The organism is Streptomyces sp. KL116D (assembly GCF_030766975.1).
Lineage (GTDB): Bacteria > Actinomycetota > Actinomycetes > Streptomycetales > Streptomycetaceae > Streptomyces > Streptomyces longispororuber_A.
In genome coordinates, this window is the sequence record NZ_JASERH010000046.1 from 243,571 (window position 1) to 260,708 (window position 17,138).

Annotated in this window: 12 protein-coding genes and 5 pseudogenes; 3 read left to right on the forward strand and 14 right to left on the reverse strand. The window is 73.1% G+C overall.

Going from position 1 to position 17,138, the window contains the following annotated elements:
- Positions 1-68: 68 nt before the first annotated feature.
- Genes RBJ77_RS19580 through ltnD form a run of 3 tightly spaced genes read right to left on the reverse strand, consistent with a single transcriptional unit; the run spans position 69 to position 2,951 of the window.
- The gene (locus RBJ77_RS19580) at positions 69-734 is read right to left on the reverse strand and encodes an aldolase (protein WP_372346209.1); all 666 of its coding nucleotides are present in this window, start codon (positions 732-734) and stop codon (positions 69-71) included.
- Positions 731-2,032, reverse strand: a complete 1,302-nt coding sequence (otnK, locus tag RBJ77_RS19585; RefSeq protein WP_372346210.1) for a 3-oxo-tetronate kinase — start codon at positions 2,030-2,032, stop codon at positions 731-733. Before otnK ends, RBJ77_RS19580 begins: the two co-directional genes overlap by 4 nt.
- A gap of 1 nt (position 2,033) precedes the next feature.
- Positions 2,034-2,951, reverse strand: a complete 918-nt coding sequence (gene ltnD / locus RBJ77_RS19590) for an L-threonate dehydrogenase (RefSeq protein WP_372346211.1) — start codon at positions 2,949-2,951, stop codon at positions 2,034-2,036.
- Positions 2,952-3,250: 299 nt separating this feature from the next.
- On the opposite strand from ltnD, the gene RBJ77_RS19595 reads away from it, so the two are divergent.
- Positions 3,251-3,934 (forward strand): SsgA family sporulation/cell division regulator, encoded by a 684-nt coding sequence (locus tag RBJ77_RS19595; RefSeq protein WP_372346212.1) that lies wholly within the window; start codon positions 3,251-3,253, stop codon positions 3,932-3,934.
- A 112-nt stretch (positions 3,935-4,046) separates the two neighbouring features.
- On the opposite strand, the gene RBJ77_RS19600 is transcribed toward RBJ77_RS19595, so the two are convergent.
- A complete protein-coding gene (locus tag RBJ77_RS19600) occupies positions 4,047-4,763 on the reverse strand; it encodes an MIP family channel protein (RefSeq protein WP_372346213.1) in 717 nt (238 codons plus the stop codon).
- A 239-nt stretch (positions 4,764-5,002) separates the two neighbouring features.
- Between RBJ77_RS19600 and RBJ77_RS19605 the strand changes: the two genes are divergently transcribed.
- On the forward strand, positions 5,003-5,317 hold the full coding sequence (locus RBJ77_RS19605; RefSeq protein WP_372346214.1) for a WhiB family transcriptional regulator: 315 nt from the start codon (positions 5,003-5,005) through the stop codon (positions 5,315-5,317).
- A 391-nt stretch (positions 5,318-5,708) separates the two neighbouring features.
- On the forward strand, positions 5,709-6,989 hold the full coding sequence (locus RBJ77_RS19610) for a YeeE/YedE family protein (RefSeq protein WP_372346215.1): 1,281 nt from the start codon (positions 5,709-5,711) through the stop codon (positions 6,987-6,989).
- A 7-nt stretch (positions 6,990-6,996) separates the two neighbouring features.
- Here RBJ77_RS19610 and RBJ77_RS19615 read toward each other — a convergent pair whose 3' ends face one another.
- The 10 genes and pseudogenes from RBJ77_RS19615 to RBJ77_RS19660 form a co-directional block, all read right to left on the reverse strand.
- Positions 6,997-7,554 (reverse strand): TetR family transcriptional regulator, encoded by a 558-nt coding sequence (locus RBJ77_RS19615; RefSeq protein WP_372346216.1) that lies wholly within the window; start codon positions 7,552-7,554, stop codon positions 6,997-6,999.
- Positions 7,551-8,753, reverse strand: a complete 1,203-nt coding sequence (locus tag RBJ77_RS19620) for an MFS transporter (RefSeq protein WP_372346217.1) — start codon at positions 8,751-8,753, stop codon at positions 7,551-7,553. Before RBJ77_RS19620 ends, RBJ77_RS19615 begins: the two co-directional genes overlap by 4 nt.
- A gap of 579 nt (positions 8,754-9,332) precedes the next feature.
- Positions 9,333-9,524 carry a hypothetical protein gene (locus RBJ77_RS19625; protein ID WP_372346218.1) on the reverse strand — a complete coding sequence of 64 codons (192 nt, stop codon included), beginning with the start codon at positions 9,522-9,524 and terminating at the stop codon, positions 9,333-9,335.
- Positions 9,525-10,703: 1,179 nt separating this feature from the next.
- Complete coding sequence (locus RBJ77_RS19630; protein ID WP_372346219.1) at positions 10,704-11,261, reverse strand: LLM class flavin-dependent oxidoreductase; 558 nt, start codon at positions 11,259-11,261, stop codon at positions 10,704-10,706.
- Positions 11,262-11,982: 721 nt separating this feature from the next.
- Positions 11,983-12,830 (reverse strand): annotated as a pseudogene (locus RBJ77_RS19635) (ABC transporter ATP-binding protein).
- Between the two features lie 55 nt (positions 12,831-12,885).
- Positions 12,886-13,490, reverse strand: a pseudogene (locus RBJ77_RS19640) (ATP-binding cassette domain-containing protein).
- Positions 13,415-13,708, reverse strand: coding sequence for a hypothetical protein (locus RBJ77_RS19645; protein ID WP_372346341.1), 294 nt, complete (start codon positions 13,706-13,708; stop codon positions 13,415-13,417). The pseudogene RBJ77_RS19640 and the gene RBJ77_RS19645 overlap by 76 nt, the downstream one beginning before the upstream one ends.
- Positions 13,705-14,596: pseudogene (locus RBJ77_RS19650) on the reverse strand (ABC transporter permease). Before RBJ77_RS19650 ends, RBJ77_RS19645 begins: the two are co-directional and overlap by 4 nt.
- 10 nt (positions 14,597-14,606) lie before the next feature.
- Positions 14,607-15,563 (reverse strand): annotated as a pseudogene (locus RBJ77_RS19655) (ABC transporter permease); the annotation flags it as partial.
- A gap of 2 nt (positions 15,564-15,565) precedes the next feature.
- Positions 15,566-17,112 (reverse strand): annotated as a pseudogene (locus RBJ77_RS19660) (ABC transporter substrate-binding protein).
- Between the last annotated feature and the right edge of the window lie 26 nt (positions 17,113-17,138).

Below are 17,138 nucleotides of genomic sequence, written 5' to 3' on the forward strand. Positions count from 1 at the left end.
CGAATCCTTTGAGCGGCTCTGCGGGGATTCTCGGGCGGTGGTGCGTGGGGAGAGCGGGGAGGTGCGGCTCACCAGGCCGCGCCGAACGCGGAGCGCAGTTCGGCGAGGGCGTCGGCGGGGAGCGGCTCGGGGCGACGGTCGGTCAGCAGCCAGAGCCTGGCCGTCTCCTCGAGTTCTTCGAGGACGGCGAGTGCGGCGGCCGGGTCGGGTCCCCAGACGACGGGGCCGAGCCGGTCGAGCAGGACGGCCCTGATCGGGGTGCCGCTCGCGGCGCGGTCGGCGATGCGGGCGGCGACGAGGTCGGCGACGCGCGGGTCGCCGGGCCGGTGGTACGGGACGAGCGGGACGTGCCCGACCTTCATCACGTAGTACGGGGTGAGGGGCGGCAGCACGTCGTCCGTGCGCCACACGCCGGTCAGGGTGAGGCCGACGAGGTGCGTGGAGTGGGTGTGGATCACGCAGCGTGCCGTGGGGTCGGCGGCGTAGATGCGGCGGTGCAGGGTGAGGGTCTTGCTGGCGCGGTCCCCCGCGCGCTGCGTGCCGTCGGCGTCGACCAGGGCGAGCCGGTCGGGTTCGAGGAAGCCGAGGGCGGCGTCGGTGGGGGTGATCAGGTGGCCGTCGCCGACGCGGGCGCTGATGTTGCCCGCGGCGGCGTGGACGTAGCCCCGGGCGAACAGGCTGGCGCCGACCCGGACGATCTCCCGGCGTGCGGTGTCGACGGCGTCCCCGCTCATCGGTCCGCTCCGTCGAGGAGACCGAGGAGGGCGAACGAGTCGGTGAAGAAGTCGGGTCCGCCGAAGTTCCCCGACTTGAGGGCGATGTGCAGCGGCTCGCCGCCGGGCAGCACCGCGGCGCACCAGGGGACGCCGGGGTCGATCTGGGGTCCGATGCGCAGGCCGGTGATGCCGAGGGCCTGGACGACGGCTCCGGACGTCTCGCCGCCCGCGACGACGAGTTGGCGCACGCCGTGCTCGACGAGGCCCCGGGCGACGCGGGCGAGGGTCCGCTCCACGAGTTCCCCCGCCTCCGCGGCGCCGAGGCGTCCCTGGACGGCCCGTACGGTGTCGGCCGGTGCGGTCGAGTAGACGAGGACCGGTTCGTCGGCGGGCTGCCGGGCGGTGAAGGCCACGGCCTCTCCGGCCACGTCGTCACCGGCGACGACGCGCAGCGGGTCGACGTGGTAGGCGGGCCGTCCGGTGCGCAGGAACGCCTGGACCTGGCCGTTGGTGGTGGTGGAGACGGACCCGGAGAGGATCGCGCGGCGTCCGGCGGGCGGGGGCAGTTCGGCGGCGGCCGGGGTGGGGCTGATCCCCCAGTTCGCGGGCAGCCCGATGGCCAGGCCGGATCCGGCGGTCACCAGCGGCAGTCCGGCGACGGCCGCGCCGAGGCGCACCAGATCGTCGTTGGAGACGCCGTCGACGACGGCGATGCCGACGCCGTCCGTGCGCAACTCCCCCGCCCTGGCCAGGATCGCGGCCGGTCCGTCGGCGACAGCCCGGTGGTCGATGAGGCCGACGGTCCTGACGGTCTGCGCGCCGAGGACGGCCACCAGGTTGGAGTCGGTCATCGGGGTGAGCGGGTGGTGGCGCATGCCGCTCTCGCCGAGCAGGACGTCGCCGACGAAGAGGTGGCCCTTGAAGACGGTGCGTCCGTTGTCGGGGAAGGCCGGCGTCGCGACGGTGAAGTCGGTGCCCAGCGCGTCCATCAGGGCCTCGGTGACGGGGCCGATGTTGCCCGCGGGCGTCGAGTCGAAGGTGGAGCAGTACTTGAAGTAGATCTGCTCCGCGCCCTGTTCGCGCAGCCAGGCCAGCGCCCGCAGCGAGGCGTCGACGGCGTGGGCGGCCGGGACGGTGCGGGACTTGAGGGCGATCACGACGGCGTCGGCGTCGGCCGCCTGCCGCACGGCGCGTTCGTCGCCCCCGTCGGGTACGTCGATCAGCTGGACCACGCGCATGCCCGCGCGCACGAGGTTGTTGGCCAGGTCGGTGGCCCCGGTGAAGTCGTCGGCGATGCAGCCGAGCCGGATGCCCATGTCAGTGCTCCACCGGCTGGGGCAGGTCGATGCCCGGGAAGATCTTGATGACCGCGCTGTCGTCCTCGCCGCCCAGGCCGGACGCGGACGCCTGGAGGAACATCTGGTGGGCGGTGGCAGCCAGCGGCAGCGGGAAGCGCTCGGGCCGGGCGGCGTCGAGGACGAGTCCCAGGTCCTTGACGAAGATGTCGACGGCGGACAGCGGCGTGTAGTCCCCGGCGAGGACGTGGGCCATGCGGTTCTCGAACATCCACGAGGTGCCGGCGCTGTGGGTGATGACCTCGTACAGCGCTTCGGCGGGAACCCCCGCCCTGATGCCGAGCGCCATCGCCTCGGCAGCGGCGGCGATGTGCACGCCGGCGAGCAGCTGATTGACGATCTTGACCTTCGACCCGAGGCCGGGCAGCTCGCCAAGTCGGTAGACCGTGGCGCTCATCGCGTCGAGGAACGGGCCGGCGAGCGCGTACGCCGCCGGGGAGCCCGACGTCATCATCGTGAGGTCGCCGGTGGCGGCGCGGGCGGCGCCGCCGGAGATGGGCGCGTCCAGGTAGCGGACGTCGCGGTCGGCGAGCCGGTCGGCGAGTGCGGCGGACCAGCCGGGGTCGACCGTGGAGCACATCACGAACACCGATCCCGGGCGGAGCCGGGCGGCGGCGCCGTCGGGGCCGAACAGGACCGACTCGATCTGCGCGGCGTCGACCACCACGCCGACCAGGACGTCGACCGCGGCCGCGAGGTCGCCGGCGGTGGCGAAGGCCTCGCCGCCCCCGGCCGCGAAGTCCGCGGCCACCTCGGCGCGCAGGTCGTGGACCGCGACGTCGTGGCCCGCGCGGCGCAGGCTGCCGGCCATCCCGAGACCCATGGCGCCGAGGCCCACCACCCCCACGCGCGGCGGGACGGACCTGTCCTGGTCGTTCATGCGCACCATCCTTGTCTCGCTGTGCGGGCCGTGCCGTCGACGGCCGCGACGTGGCGCGTGACGCCCCTCGCCGCGCTGCGGTCAGGTCATATGATGACCTGAGGACATGGATTGGCCCAGAGTGACGTCCGTCACATCGGAAGCGGGGCTTCGCGGGACGGCTCACCGCCCTCGCCCGGCCAAGTGGCCCAGATCACATAAATACACAGGGGAAACCCGCGTAATGCGAGGCCTCACAGGCACTCTCGCACCTCAACAGCCACACGCGGCCCACGCCCGACCCCCGACGGAGTCCCCTCATGCACGTCTCGCTGGAATCCCCCACCGGCGCCCGCCTGCTCACCCCGGACGGCCGGGAGTTCGCCACCCCCGTCACCCTGCGCCACACCTCGGCCGAACCGCTCGCGGTCCGCCTCGACTTCCCCCCGCACGTCACCCTCGACGGCGAGGCCGCCACCTGGACGATCGCCCGGGAGCTGCTCGCCGCGGGCCTGGACGCCCCCGCCCGCACGGAGACCGTGCGCGTGCAGCCCGACGGCCCGGCGGACACCCTCATCGAGTTCCACTCCCCGGAGGGCCTCGCGGCGCTCCGGTTCGACACGGCGGGCCTGCGGCACTTCCTGCAGCGCACGCACACGGTGGGCCACACTCGGCAGGCACCGGAGCCCGCCCCCGCTCCGGCCGCCGCCGAGGACGTGGTGGTCCCCTTCGGCGCCCGGGCGCAGGACACGCGGGCCGCCCTGCTCGGGCGGCGCCTGCGCGACATACGGCAGGAACAGGACCTGTCGTTGCGCGAGGCCGCCACGGCAGCGGGCCTGTCGACGCTGTGGGCCGCGCAGATCGAGGCCGGCGAGATCCTCGACCTGGAGACCATGTCCCACTACGCCCGCTGCCTCGGTGCCGAACTCGTGGTGTCGGTCGAGTACGCGGGCCGTGCCAGACCTCGGGCCGTCCGGCCCCAACTGTCGCGGCGCATCGGCTAGGGCCTGTCCGGCGGATCGTGCCGCGGGCGCGGGGTCTGGCAGGCCGCCCGATCGCAGCCACCCGGACGCGACCCGATCCGCCGGACAGGGCCTACGGCCCGAGGTGCCGACGTCAGACGGCCGCCGCCTCGTCCGCGATGTTGCGGTCCTCGCCCGTCGGGTGGGTCACCTGGTGCACCACGGCGGCGATGGCTCCGCCGACCAGTGGCGCGACGATGAACAGCCACAGCTGGGAGAGTGCGGCGCCGCCCGCGAAGAGGGCCGGGCCGAGGCTGCGGGCCGGGTTCACCGACGTGCCGGTCAGCGGGATGCCCACGATGTGGATGGCGGCGAGCGCGAGGCCGATGGGCAGCCCGTCGAAGCCGGTCACCGCGACGCGGTGCGTCACGCCGAGCACCACGAACACGAGCAGGAAGGTGAGGACGACCTCGGCGAGGAACGCGCCGCCGGTGTTGATGTGCACGGCGGACCGGTCACCGAACCCGTTGCTGCCGAACGCGCCGTCGGCCTTGAAGCCCGGCACCTGCTCGGACATCAGGAACAGCAGCGCGGCGCCGGCGATCCCGCCCAGGAACTGGGCGATCCAGTACTCGACGGCGGTCCGCACGTCGATGCGCCGTGCGCACAGCATGCCCAGCGTCACCGCCGGGTTCACGTGACAGCCGGAGACCGGGCCCAGCGTGTAGGCCAGTGCCAGCAGCGTGAATCCGAAGGCCAGCGCGATGCCCAGGGTTCCGATGAACTCCGCTCCCAGGACAGCGCTGCCCACCGCGAAGAACACCAGCAGAAGGGTCCCGATGAACTCTGACGCCAACGCTCTCGTGCGCATCTGCTCCACCTCGTCCCACTCGTTCGGCCCCCACGAACAGCCTCGGCGGGGCATGGGCCGAGCGCCCGTCGAGGCAAACGAGGCTGGGCCGAACGGGTGATGCGGCTCCGTTCTGACTATGCCGGAGGAATTGGCAACTCCCTGTTCATCCTCTGGTGAGAGGCTGCTTGACGTGCGCACATGCCGTAGAGTGACGCGGCGATCACGGCACGAGACCGAGGAAAGCGGAGGGGCGGACCGTGGCAGACAGCACGGACATATGGTGGGAGCACGCAGCGTGCCGCACGACTGATCCCGACGAGCTGTTCGTCGAGGGGGCGGCACAGTCGAGCGCCAAGCGGGTCTGCGCCGGCTGCGAGGTCAGGACGGAATGCCTGGCCCACGCCCTGGACCAGCGCATCGAGCACGGAGTCTGGGGCGGGATGACCGAGCGCGAGCGCCGGGCGCTCCTGCGCCGCCGTCCCACGGTGGCCTCCTGGCGGCACCTGCTCGACGCCGCCAGGACCGAGCACCGGCAGGCGACGAGAGAGGACGTTCCGGCCCAGGTGTCCTGAACCGGATCGTGCGGCGGCGGCGCTCCTCACGGAGGCCGCCGCCGACGTGTGTTCCGGCGCGGGCGCCGCACTTCGGGTTTGACGACGTATCAGGTACGTCACACCGTCAACGGGGCCGGGGCCGTGCCGGTTTCCGGTCCGCGAGGCCGGCTCGGACCGTGCAGCCGCGGATGCTCGTTCGCCATGTGAGACGCCGTGGGACGAATCCACCAGGGTCCCTAGAGTGGCGCACATGTTCGGACCTGCTCGTGAGCTGGCACTCGCGCTCTTCGCGGCCACGCCGTGGAGCGTCGACGACGCGCTCTGTCGCCGCTGATGCCGTGGCGCGGGATCTCCGCGCCACCGTCGCCGCCCGTCCGACGTTCCCCCTCGCTCTTTCCGGAGACCTGCCTTGACCACCGCTCCCCCTGCCGGGGCGCCGCCCCGGAGCACCCTGCTCAGTCCCGCCCCCACCTCCTCCCCCGCGCCGCGGGCCGATCCGGCGCCGCCGGTCCGGCGCGTGCCGCTCGCCGTCGCCGCCGTCATCGGGGCCGTGCTCGCCGCGTACGTCTTCGCCGAGCACGGGGCCAAGCCCGGCGTCCTGCTGCTGCTCGGCATCGCGCTCGGATTCGCCCTGTTCCATTCGCGGTTCGGGTTCACGTCCGCCTGGCGCCAGCTGGTCGCCGTCGGCAACGGCACAGGACTGCGGGCGCACACCCTGCTCCTCGGCACCACCGCGACCCTCTTCGCCCTGATCATCGGGACCGGCAGCGGCCTGTTCGGGGCGGTGCCCGCGCCCAGCGCGGGACCGATCGGCGCGGGCCTGCTCGTCGGGGCCTTCCTGTTCGCCGTCGGCATGCAGCTGGGCGGCGCGTGCGCCTCCGGGACGCTCTTCGCCGTCGGCTCCGGGCAGAGCACGATCGTGCTCACCCTCTTCGGGTTCATCACCGGATCGACCCTCGCGGCCTGGCAGTTCGGGCTCTGGAACGACCTGCCGGCGCTCGACCCGTTCCTCCTCTCCGACCACGTGGGCTGGTTCGGGTCCTGGGCGGTGACGATCGTGGCGCTGGCCGCCGTCTGGTTCGTCGCGCGCACGGTGCAGGCGCGCCGCAATCCGCCCCCGGTCGGCGCCGCACCCTCGTCCCGGGGCGTGGCCGCCCGCGTGGTGCGCGGTTCCTGGCCGCTGGCCGCGGGCGCCGTGGTGCTGGCCGTGCTGGGCGCCGGTGTACTGCTCGTCTCGGGCGGCGCCTGGGGCATCACGAGCGCGTTCTCGCTGTGGGGTTCGAAGCTGGTGGGCGCGCTCGGCGGCTCCCCCGAGACCTGGGCGTACTGGCAACAGCCGGGCAGCGCCGCCCAGTTGACGGGTCCGGTGCTGGCCGACAAGAACAGCCTCACCGACATCGGCATCATGGTCGGCGCCGCGGTCGCCGCCGCCGCGGGCGGCGTGTGGCAGCTGCACCGCGGCATCCCGGCCAGGGCGGCGCTCGCCGCTATCGCCGGCGGCATCCTGATGGGCATCGGCGCGCGGCTCGCGGGCGGCTGCAACATCGGCGCCTACCTCGCGGGCATCGCCTCGGGCTCCCTGCACGGCTGGATCTGGGGCGCCGTCGCGCTCCTCGGCACCTGGGCGGGGCTGCGACTGCGTCCGCTGTTCGGTCTGGGCAACCCCAAGCCGACCGACAGCGTCTGCTGACCGGTCCTCACCCGTCGCCGTACATCTCCAGCAGTACGTCGACGACCTCGCCGACCTCCGCGTCGGCGAGGTCGTCGAACGCCCCGGAGTGCCGGGCCAGCAGGACTCCGGCGACCGCCGCCACGAGCACGTCGGCCCGCAGCCCGGGACGGTCGCGGCCCTCGCGGGCGAAGCGGGCCCGCAGCGGTTCCACGAGCCGCGCCTGGAGGGCCGCGCGGGTGGCGTCCTGGGCCCGCTGCTCACTGAGCGGCTGGACGGCGACGCGCAGCAGCGGCACCGGCCCGCGCCGCTCCGCCCGTTGGGCGACCTCGCGCAGCCGGGCCTCGGTGAGCAGGTCGTCCGGGGCGCTGTCACCGTGCTCGGCGCGCAGCACCTCCACGTACAGCAGGGCCTTGCTGCCGAAGTAGCGGGCGATCAGCGCGGCGTCGACGCCGGCGCGCTCGCCGATCTCCCGGATGGTGGTGCGGTCGTAGCCGCGCTCGGAGAACAGTTCCGTCGCCGCTCGCAGCAGCGCCTCGCGGCTGCGGGCGCTGCTGCGGCGCCGGTCGGCGCCCTCCCCGCTCACGGGCGGCTCGGCTCGGGGCTCGCCTCGGCCGCGGCGCCGCGGGCGGCCGCCACGACGGACGGCCGCGGCCGCACGCCGAACCGGGTGAGGGCCACCGCGAGCACCCCGGTGACCAGGAACGCGGCGCAGCCGACGAGGCCCGCGCTGCGGTAGCCGTCGTTCGTCGGCAGACCGGAGCCGGGGGCCGTGGCGGCCTGGAGGACGACCGCGCTGAGCGCGCTGCCGGTCGAGTATCCGATGTACTTCACGACCTGATTGAAGCTCATCGCGCTGCCGGTCTCCGCCGCGGGCACGCCGCCGACGATCAGGCCGGGGGTGACGGCGAAGGTGACGCCGACGCCGAGTCCGGCCAGCGCCATCATGACGCCGATCCCCCACAGGCTGGAGCGGGCGAGGAGGAAGCAGACGAGGCCCGCGAAGGAGAGCAGACAGCCCAGGGGCAACATCCGCGCGGGAGTCGCCGCGCTGCCCAGCATCCGGACCAGCCGGCCGGTGAGGAGGCTGGCCGCGGAGAACGGGACGAGCAGCAGTCCGGTGACGACGATGGACGCGCCGAAGCCGTACCCGGCGGACCCCGGCGTCTGGACGTAACGGGTCACCAGGGCGATCAGGAGGTACGTGCCGACGCCGCCGACCATCGTGGTCAGGTTGGCGACCAGCACGCCACGGTCCTTGACGAGGCTCACCCGGACCAGTGGGTGCGTGGAGCGCAGCGAGTGCGCCACCCAGCCGCCGAGCAGCACGACGGCGCCGACCGCGAGCGCGGCAGACAGCGAGCCCCAGCCCCAGCACGCTCCCCTCCGCCAGGGCGAGGAGCAGCGCCGCCGCATGCCGCTCGGCCAGGAGCAGCGCGCCGGAGAGTCCATCGTGGTGGTGGCGCGGTGCGGCGGCGCGGGCACGTACGATCGCGGTGGCGACGAAGGCGGCGACCGCGGTGGCCAGAAGGGCGAACCAGAACCCGGCGTACATGCCGAGGTACTCTCGGCGAGAGAGACCGGTGATCGGGTGGCCGAGGCCGATGCGCCGCGGTCGTCGGCGATGAGCGTCGCCACCGCGGCCCGCGCCTTCTCCGGCGGCGGCGCGTCGCGCGCGGTGGCGATGGCGAGCGGGACGGGCCCCATGCCGACCCCCTGCAGGGCCCGGCCGGCGAGCGGGCGGGGGAAGCCGACCGGCAGCGCCGCCGGCAGGCTGCCCGCCATGACGGCGGCGAGCCGGTGAGGATGACGCGCTTGCGGTACGGCCCGTCGCCGAGCCGCCCCATGACCAGGGTGGCGATGGCGCCGACCAGCATCGTCACCGTGAGCGCCCACTCGCGCGTGTGGAGACGGCGACGTGCGGTCCTCGGCCGCGATGGTCGGGATCAGCGCACCGAGGCTGCTGACCGCGGCGACGAGCATGCCCAGCGAGACGAGGACGGGCACGAGCGCGCGCGGGTGGCGCAGCGCGCGTCGTCGCGGCGGGCTCGCGGTGGGGCGGCCGGTATGGAGGGAGACAAGGAATTCCCGTTCGTGTCATCAAGCGATGTCATCGCATGATGACATGCCGGTCCCGCCGGTTCCACGCGCCTGCTCGGGTCAGGTGAGGAGCGATGTCACGCGGTCGACGCCAGGACGCCCGCGCCCACGGACACCACGCGGCCGAGCGAAGGTGTCGGTCACCTGCTCCAGGGCTTCGGCGGCCGGGGCTGCGCGACGTGCAGATGCGGTGCGCCCTCGGCGGTGATGTGTCCTTGTCGAGGGTGAACCAGCCGGGCACGACGTGGGCGGCGCCCGCGGAGTTCAGCCGCCGGGCGCCGCGCGTAGTCGAGCCAGGACGTGGGCGACGCTGCCACCGGTGGCGAGCGGCAGCACCGTCTTGCCGGACAGGGCGAACCGCGGGAGCAGACCGAGCAGCGCCTCTTCGGCAGACCGCCGTACGCGGCCTTGTGCAGACGTGCCGATCACGGTGCCGTCGGCCCGCGCGAAGCGCATCAGCGCCGCGTCGGCGATCGCCGGGTGGTGGACGTCGGCACGCGGCGGTGCTTCGGCGGGCGGAGGTCCTGCGGACGTCCACGAGCCGGGTCACACATCGTGGCCGCGGTCGGTGAGGCGGCGGTCGATCGTGGCCCAGGAGGCGGCCGGTGCGGGAGGTGGCGGAGGGCTGCCGGAGACGGACAGGATGACGGCCATGGGGAACCTTTCGGGTTCGGTGAGCGGAGTGCCGGGCGCGGTCGTGCCGCGCCGTTCACCAGGAGCTGGTCTCGGTGGTGATCAGGGGCGTGGGACGGCCACCGCGGAGGGCTTCGAGGAGGAGGACGATCTCGGCGGCGACGGAGCGGTGCTGCTGGTCGTTGAGGACGTCGTGGTGAGGCGCCGTGCACGACGGCGAGGCGGGCGGCGGGCAGGCTCTCTGGCGAGGCGGGCGACGGCGTCGCGGCCGGCCAGCGGGTCGCGGTCGCCGACGAGGAGCAGGTGGAGGAACCTCCCGCGGCGCCGTGAGCGGAGTCGAGGAGCCGTCCCGGCACCGGCGCGGCGGTAGCGTCCCGCGCCGTACCCCGGCGTCCCGGGTGAGGGCCTCTGCGGTGGACGGGGCACGTCGTCCTGAAGCGTCCGGCTCCTCTTCAGGAGCCGGCTTCCGCGGTGGCAGGGCCGGGAGCGCCGGCGAGGACGAAGCGCGCTCGGGGCGCGGCGCCGGTGGCCGGCCGGCCGGAAAGGGCGGCGAGCGCGGCGGCGCCCGTGTCGGAGCCACGAGGACGAGCGGGTGCGCGACGCCGCTCTCGGCCTGGGACGGCTTCAGGCGAGCCGGGCGGCGAACTCCCGCAGCCAACGCGGTCAGTGCGGTCACCGGGCGGCTCGGGCGCGTCGACGACTGCCGCGGACCCGGTGGCGCGTCCGCGGCGAGCCGCTGTCCGGACCGGTCGTAGCGTGGCATCGACTCGCCCCGGCCGGGACCACGACGACCGTGCGCTGCGGGTGTTCGCGCCCGCGCTGACCTGGTGGTCGGTGTACCGCTGCTGCTCATGCGGCCTCTCCTGCCGGGGTGGCGGTGTGGCGGTTGGCCGGGACGGGCGGTCCGAGGCCGCCGCGCAGGGTGTCGGCCTCGTACTCGGTGCGGAACAGGTCGCGCTTCTGGAGGACCGGTACGACGCCGCCGACGAACAGGGCGAGTTACTACTCCTCGGTGCGGAAGGCCGGGTTGACGTGCCGTCGAAGGTGCCCGCGTCGAACCACTCCTCGATCCGGTCGGCGACCGTCTCCGGCGCGCCGACGAACGGCGAGCGGCGGAACTCGGCCAGCGACTGGGCCACTTGACGCAGAGTCAGCTGCTCGGACCGCGCACGCTCGATGAGCTTCGCGGCGCCGGTCCTGCCGCCCTTCTCCGCGAGGTGGGCGACGTCGGGGAAGGGCGCGTCCAGGTCGTGCGTGCTGAAGTCGTACGCGCCGAAGGACCCGGCCGAGCAGGGCGAGGTGGCGGTCGAAGTCGTTGTCCTCCTCGAAGATCTCGCGCTCCCTGCGGCGGGCGGCCTCGTCGGTGGTGGCGACCACCGGGCCGCCGTGGATGAAGATCTTGATGTGGTCGGGGTCGCGGCCGTAGGCGGCGGTGCGGTCCTTGATGTCCGTGTAGTACTCCCGCGCCTGTTCCAGGGAGCCGCCGGGCGCGTAGATGCCCTCGGCGACCTGCGCGGCCAGGTCCCGGCCCTCCTCGGAGACGCCGGCCTGGAAGATCACCGGCTGGTCCTGCGGGAGCGCGAGAGGTTGAGCGGGCCCGCGACCTTGAAGTGCTCGCCCTCGTGGTCGAGCGGGTGCAGCCGGGCGGGACCGAGGAACACGTTGCGCTCGACGTCGGCGGGGAACGCGTCGTCCTCGTAGGAGTCCCACAGGCCCCGGGCGACGTGGACGAACTCCAGGGCGCGGCCGTGGCGGGTCGCGTAGTCGAGTGTTCGTCGAGTCCGTAGTTCTTCGAGGTGCCGGTGTCGAAGCTGGTGACGACGTTCCAGCCGGCCCGGCCGCCGCTGATGTGGTCGAGGAGGCGAAGCGGCGGGCGAGGTTGAACGGGGAGTTGTAGCGTCGAGCTCGCCGTGCCCACGAGTGCCGATGTGCCGGGTGTGGGTGGCGACGGCGGGAAGGAGGGTGAGGGGTTCGAGGCGGTTGAGGTAGTGCGAGGGGTAGTGGCGTTGATGAACTGGCTGTCGACGATGAACAGGGCGTCGAACAGGGCGTGTTCGGCGGCCTGGGCCTGGCGTATGTAGTAGTTGATGTCGATGCTGGCGTTCTGGCGACGCGCGGGTCCTTCCACAGTCCGTGCTGGCCGCCGCCGACGCCGTACGGGTGCAGCGCGAGGTGGATCTTCTTGCGGGGCATGAGAGCTCCAGGTCCGTGAGACGCGAGAGGGGTGACGTGAGGTGATGTGAGCGGGGTGCGAGGGGTGAGCGGGGTGAGCGGGGTGGGTTCAGGCGTGCAGCAGGGCGCGCAGCGCCTGGCGTTCGGCCCGGTCGGCGGGGGCGCCGTGGAGGGTGGGAGCGGAGCCCAACAGGAGTCGGGTGTAGGGGTGTTGTGGGTTCGTGACGATGTCGTGCGCCGTCCCGGTCTCGACGAGTTCGCCCCGGTAGAGGACGGCGATCCGGTCGGCGACCCCGGCGACGGAGCCGAGGTCGTGGGAGATGAGGACGAGCGCGACGCCGTCGGCGCGCAGGTCCTTGAGGATCTCAGGATCTGGACGCGGTTGGCGGAGTCGAGGGCGCTGACGGGTTCGTCGAGGATGAGGACGCGCGCGCTCGGTGACCAGCGCCCTTGCCACGGCGACGCGCTGGCGCTGGCCACCGGAGAGGGCGCCGGGCAGCCGGCCGAGCAGGTCCTCGGTGAGACGGACCCGGTCGAGGTGGGCGCGGATCCGCCGGGCCGTCTCGTCCCGCGGCACGCCGCGCACCAGGAGCGGCTCGCTCAGGGACTCCTCGACGGTCAGGTCGGGGTCGAGGCTGCGCAGCGGGTCCTGGAAGACGTACTGGACGACGCCCCGCCGGCGCAGGGCCCGCCACCGGCGGCGGCCGTAGGAGGTGACGTCCTCTCCCTCGACGACGATCGATCCGGCCGTCGCGGGACGAGCCCGAGGACGGTGCGGGCGAGGGTGGACTTGCCCGAGCCGGTCTCGCCGATCAGTCCGACCGTCTCGCCGGGCGCCACCGTGAGCGAGACCCCGTTCAGGGCCTGGCGACGCCGGCGGCGTGGTCCGTAGTGCACGTCGAGGCCGCTGATCTCCAGCGCTGAACTCGGTGTGCCGGATGGGGTGTTGCTGCTCACGCGTTCTCCTTCGCCGGGCGGAACCGCTCCAGTCCGTACTGCTCGTGCTCGGCGATCAGCAGCCGGGTGTAGTCGTCCCTCGGGTCGTGCAGGACGGAGCGGACCGGGCCCTGCTCGACGACCTCGCCGTGGCGCAGGACGAGGACCTCGTCGCAGAGCTGGGCGACGACGGCGAGGTCGTGGAGACGACGACGAGCGCGAGGCCGGTGCGCTCCCGGAGGTCGGCGAGGAGGTCGAGGATCTCCGCCTGCACGGTCACGTCGAGCGCGGTGGTGGCCTCTGTCCGCGATGAGGATCCGCGGCCGCGCCATGCGATCGCGGCGGCGATCAGGACGCGCTGCAGCATGCCGCCGGAGAGTTCGTGCGGGTACTGGACCCGGACGAGCTCAGGATCGCGCAGGTGGACCGCGCGCAGCAGTTCCAGGGTCCGGTCGCGGGCCTCGCGCCGGGTGAGGCCCGTCTTCACGCGGAGGACCTCGGCGATCTGGGCGCCCACCCGGATCGAGGGGTTGAGGTAGGACGCCGGGTCCTGGAAGACGGCGCTGATGGTGGTGTGGCGCGCAGCGCGGTCCAGCGGGCGGCGGTCAGGGTGGTGATGTCGGTGTCGGCGATCTCGATGGATCCGGCCGTGACCTCGAAGTGCGGGGGCAGGATGCCCAGGGCGGCGCGGCAGGTGAGGGTCTTGCCGCTGCCGGACTCGCCGACGATGCCGACCGTCCGCCGGGCGCCAGGTCGAAGCTGACGCCGTGGACGATCTCGCGGCCGGACGCCCGGTCGGTGATGTGGACGTCGCGCACGGACAGGACCGGTGCGGCCGTCGGGTCCGTGACGTCGCCGGGCTGCTCGGGGCGGGCGTGCTGGGTGGTCGGTGAGGTCATCGGGCGCCTCCGGCGGGGGTGGTGACGGCCTGGTCGGTGCGGTGGATCGCGGCCCTGCGCCGGTCGACGAGGGCGCGTCCCGCCTCGCCGGAGACGTCGCGCACGGCATCGGCCAGCAGGTTGCACGCCCAGACCGTCACCATGATCAGGAGAGCGGGGCGGCCGGCGCCCACGGCTGGTGGGCGAGGTAGCCGAGGTCGGAGGCGAGCAGGCCGCCCCAGGTCGGCTCGGGCGGCTGGACACCGATGCCGAGGAACGTGAGCGAGGAGACGATCACGAAGCCGGTGCCGATGGTCTGCGCGAGGGCGACCGCGAGCGGCGGCAGTACCTTCGCCCACAGGTGGCGTCGCACGATCCAGCCGAGGGAGGCGCCCGAGACGATCGCCGCCTCCACGTACGGGGAGCGGGCCACGGCCAGGGTCGCGGCGCGCGCCACCCGGTAGAACAGCGGGGAGACCAGCACTCCGGTGACGAGCATCGCTCTGCGTGATGCCGTTGCCGAGCAGGGCGATGACGGCGACGGCGAACAGCAGGAACGGCAGGGCGACGAGGGTGTCGGTCAGCCGGAGGGCGACCCACTCCGAAGGCGCGGCCGAGGTGGACCGAGAGGATCCCGGGCACGGCCCCCACCACCAGGGCGGTCAGGGCGACTTCGAGCGAGCCGAGGACGCTGACGCGCGAGCCGTCGAGCAGTCGGCTGAACGTGTCGCGGCCGAGGTAGTCGGTGCCCAGCCAGTGGGCGGCGGAGGGGTCGGCGAGCGTGCGGACGCTGGTGGCGAGGGGGTTCTGCGGGGCGAGCAGCGGGCCGAGGGCCGCGAGGAGGGCGATCACGGCGAGGACGGCGACGGCGATGCGGCCCGAGGTCAGGGCGAGTACGCGGCGGATCACGGTCACACTCCCTCTGCGAGGCCGGCGTGACGCGGGCCAGGACCAGGTTGACGAGCAGGTTGAAGGTGACGACCAGGACGATCGACACCACGAGGACGCCCTGGACGGCGGGTACGTCGCCGGCCTGGGCGGCGTCGTTGGCGAACCGGCCGAAGCCCTGCAGGCCGAAGATCCACTCGGTGACGACGGACGCGCCGACCAGGGCGGGGAACTTGAGACCGAGGGTGGCCAGGGTGGGGCCGAGCGCGTTGACGCAGCACGTGCCCGAAGAAGACGCGGCGCGGGCTCAGGCCGCGCACCACGGCTCCGGTCACGTAGTTCTCGCCGTACGCGGCGATCAGTCCGGTCCGCAACTGCCGGGCGACGTCGGCGATGACGTCGAAGCTGAGCGCGACGGCCGGGAGGGTGATGTGGGCGATCCACGGGCCGATGCCCTGCGCCGCCGGGACGTAGCCGGCCGACGGAACAGCCGGAGTCCGACGGCGAACACGGCCACGAGGACGATGCCGACGACGAACGCGGGCATCACCGAGATCACGGTGACGAAGCCGGTGACGGCCCGGTCGATCCAGGTGGTGCGCGCAGCAGCGCGGCGACGGTGCCCAGGACGAAGCCGACGACCACGCCGATGAGCAGCGCGAACGTCGCGACGGACAGGCTGACGCCGAGGCCGACCCCGATGAGGGTGGAGATGTCGGAGCCGTTGGTCCAGCTGGTGCCGAGCCGGCCGTGCAGCACACCGTCGAACCAGTCCCCGTACTGGACGAGGAAGGGCCGGTCCAGGCCCCATTCGGCCTCGACGCGGGCGATGGCCTCCGGGGTCGCCTCCTCAACTGGATCCGGGCGGGCTCAGTCCGCTCAGTGAGCGCAGGGCGAACGTCACGAACGTGGCGACGAGGAAGACCGGCACGAAGAGCGCGGCCGACCGGCCGAGCACGGCCAGGACGCGTCCGGCGGCGCGTCGTGCGCTCACTCGGCGCCGCCGATGGTGACGCCGGTCCAGTCGATGTGGGCGGGGTTCTTCGGCAGGCCGAGACGGTCTTGCTCTTCGCGATCAGGTTGGGCTGGGAGTAGGTGAAGACGAGGGCCTTGCTCTCGAGACCCGCCCGGGTCGCCGCCCGCAGGGTGTCGGTGTACTCCGGCGAGTCGAGCGGTGTCTCGCGGACCTTGGCGATGGCGGCCTCGAACCCGGCGGGCTCGTACGGGGAGCTGAGGTTGAGGGGGCCGTCGGGGCCGAAGTGGGCGGTGAGGGTCTGTGCGGCGGAGTCGCGCCCGGTGGTGGAGTAGAGCGAGAAGGTCAGGTCCTTGGCGAAGAACGGGGTCGCCCAGTTCTTGTCGATCTTGATGTCGACGCTGATGCCGGCCTTCGCGAGCTGCGACTGGACGATCTCGGCCTGCGGGTCCTCGGCGGGGATCACGAGGTCGAGCTTCAGGTCGCCCGCGTCGTAGCCCGCTTCGGCGAGCAACTTCCTGGCCTTGGCGAGGTCGTGCGGGTAGGCGTTCGCCGACTTCGGGTCGTAGGCGACGTATCCCTTCGGGAAGGGCTGGTCGGTGGTCTCGCCGTAGCCGAACGTCAGCTTGTCGACGAACTCCTGGCGGTCGACCGCGTAGCGGACGGCGTCGACGACCTTGTCGTTGTCGAAGGGCTTCTTGTTGACGTTGAGGCTGATGTTGGAGGCGTTGAAGCCGGGCTGGACGAACACGTCGAGGCCCGCCTTCTCGGCGGCGGACGCCTGGCTGGGTCCGATGTCGGCGAAGTTGTAGACGCCGGTCTGCAGGCCGGAGATGACGGTGGCGGCGTCGGGTGCCGAGGTCAGTTCGACCTGGTCGATGTGGATGTTCTCGGCGTCCCAGTAGTCCGGGTTCTTCTTCAGGACGGCCTTGGTGCCCGGAATGAGCTGGGTGACGGTGAAGGGGCCCGCGCCGACCGGTCCCTGGTCGAGCCGGGCCGGGGACTTCGCGGCCTTCGGACTGGCGATCTGCAGGACGCGCTGTCCGAGCAACTGCGGTATCTGGTAGTCGACTTGACTGAGGTGGACGACGGCGTCGAGGCCCTTGGCGTCGACGGACTCGATCGAGGTGAGGTCGCCGAAGAGCGCGGAGTTCTTCTGCTTCTCGGCCCGTTCGATCGCCGCCTTGACGGCGGCGCCGTTCACCGGTTCGCCGTCGCTGAACTTCAGGCCGGAGCGCAGGTGGAAGGTGATCTCGTCGCCCCTGCTGTTGTACTCCCAGCTCCTGGCGAGGTCGGGGACGGCGTTCCCCTTCTCGTCGGTGCGGGTCAACGATGCGTAGACCAGGGCGAGTTCACGGAACTGGGCGCCACTGCCGCTGACGACGGGGTCCCAGTGGGCGGGGAAGTACGAGGAGGTCCACTTGAGGGTCGAGGAGCCGGTCGCGGAGGCGGCTTCGCCGGCGCAGCCGGTGAGGGCCGGGGCGAGGAGGGCGGCCAGTGCCGTCACGAGACCTGCGGTGCGCAGGCGTACGGCGGGGCGTCGGGGCGTGCGGCGTCCGGGCATGGGGGTTCTTTCGTCGAAGGCCCGTT

Excerpts from the sequence above, each read along its gene's own strand:
- RBJ77_RS19580 (WP_372346209.1), bottom strand. The coding sequence starts at position 734 with ATGAGCGGGGACGCCGTCGACACCGCACGCCGGGAGATCGTCCGGGTC.
- otnK (WP_372346210.1), bottom strand. The coding sequence starts at position 2,032 with ATGGGCATCCGGCTCGGCTGCATCGCCGACGACTTCACCGGGGCCACC.
- ltnD (WP_372346211.1), bottom strand. The coding sequence starts at position 2,951 with ATGAACGACCAGGACAGGTCCGTCCCGCCGCGCGTGGGGGTGGTGGGC.
- RBJ77_RS19595 (WP_372346212.1), top strand. The coding sequence starts at position 3,251 with ATGCACGTCTCGCTGGAATCCCCCACCGGCGCCCGCCTGCTCACCCCG.
- RBJ77_RS19600 (WP_372346213.1), bottom strand. The coding sequence starts at position 4,763 with ATGCGCACGAGAGCGTTGGCGTCAGAGTTCATCGGGACCCTTCTGCTG.
- RBJ77_RS19620 (WP_372346217.1), bottom strand. The coding sequence starts at position 8,753 with ATGGCGGGCAGCCTGCCGGCGGCGCTGCCGGTCGGCTTCCCCCGCCCG.
- RBJ77_RS19625 (WP_372346218.1), bottom strand. The coding sequence starts at position 9,524 with ATGCGCTTCGCGCGGGCCGACGGCACCGTGATCGGCACGTCTGCACAA.
- RBJ77_RS19645 (WP_372346341.1), bottom strand. The coding sequence starts at position 13,708 with ATGACCTCACCGACCACCCAGCACGCCCGCCCCGAGCAGCCCGGCGAC.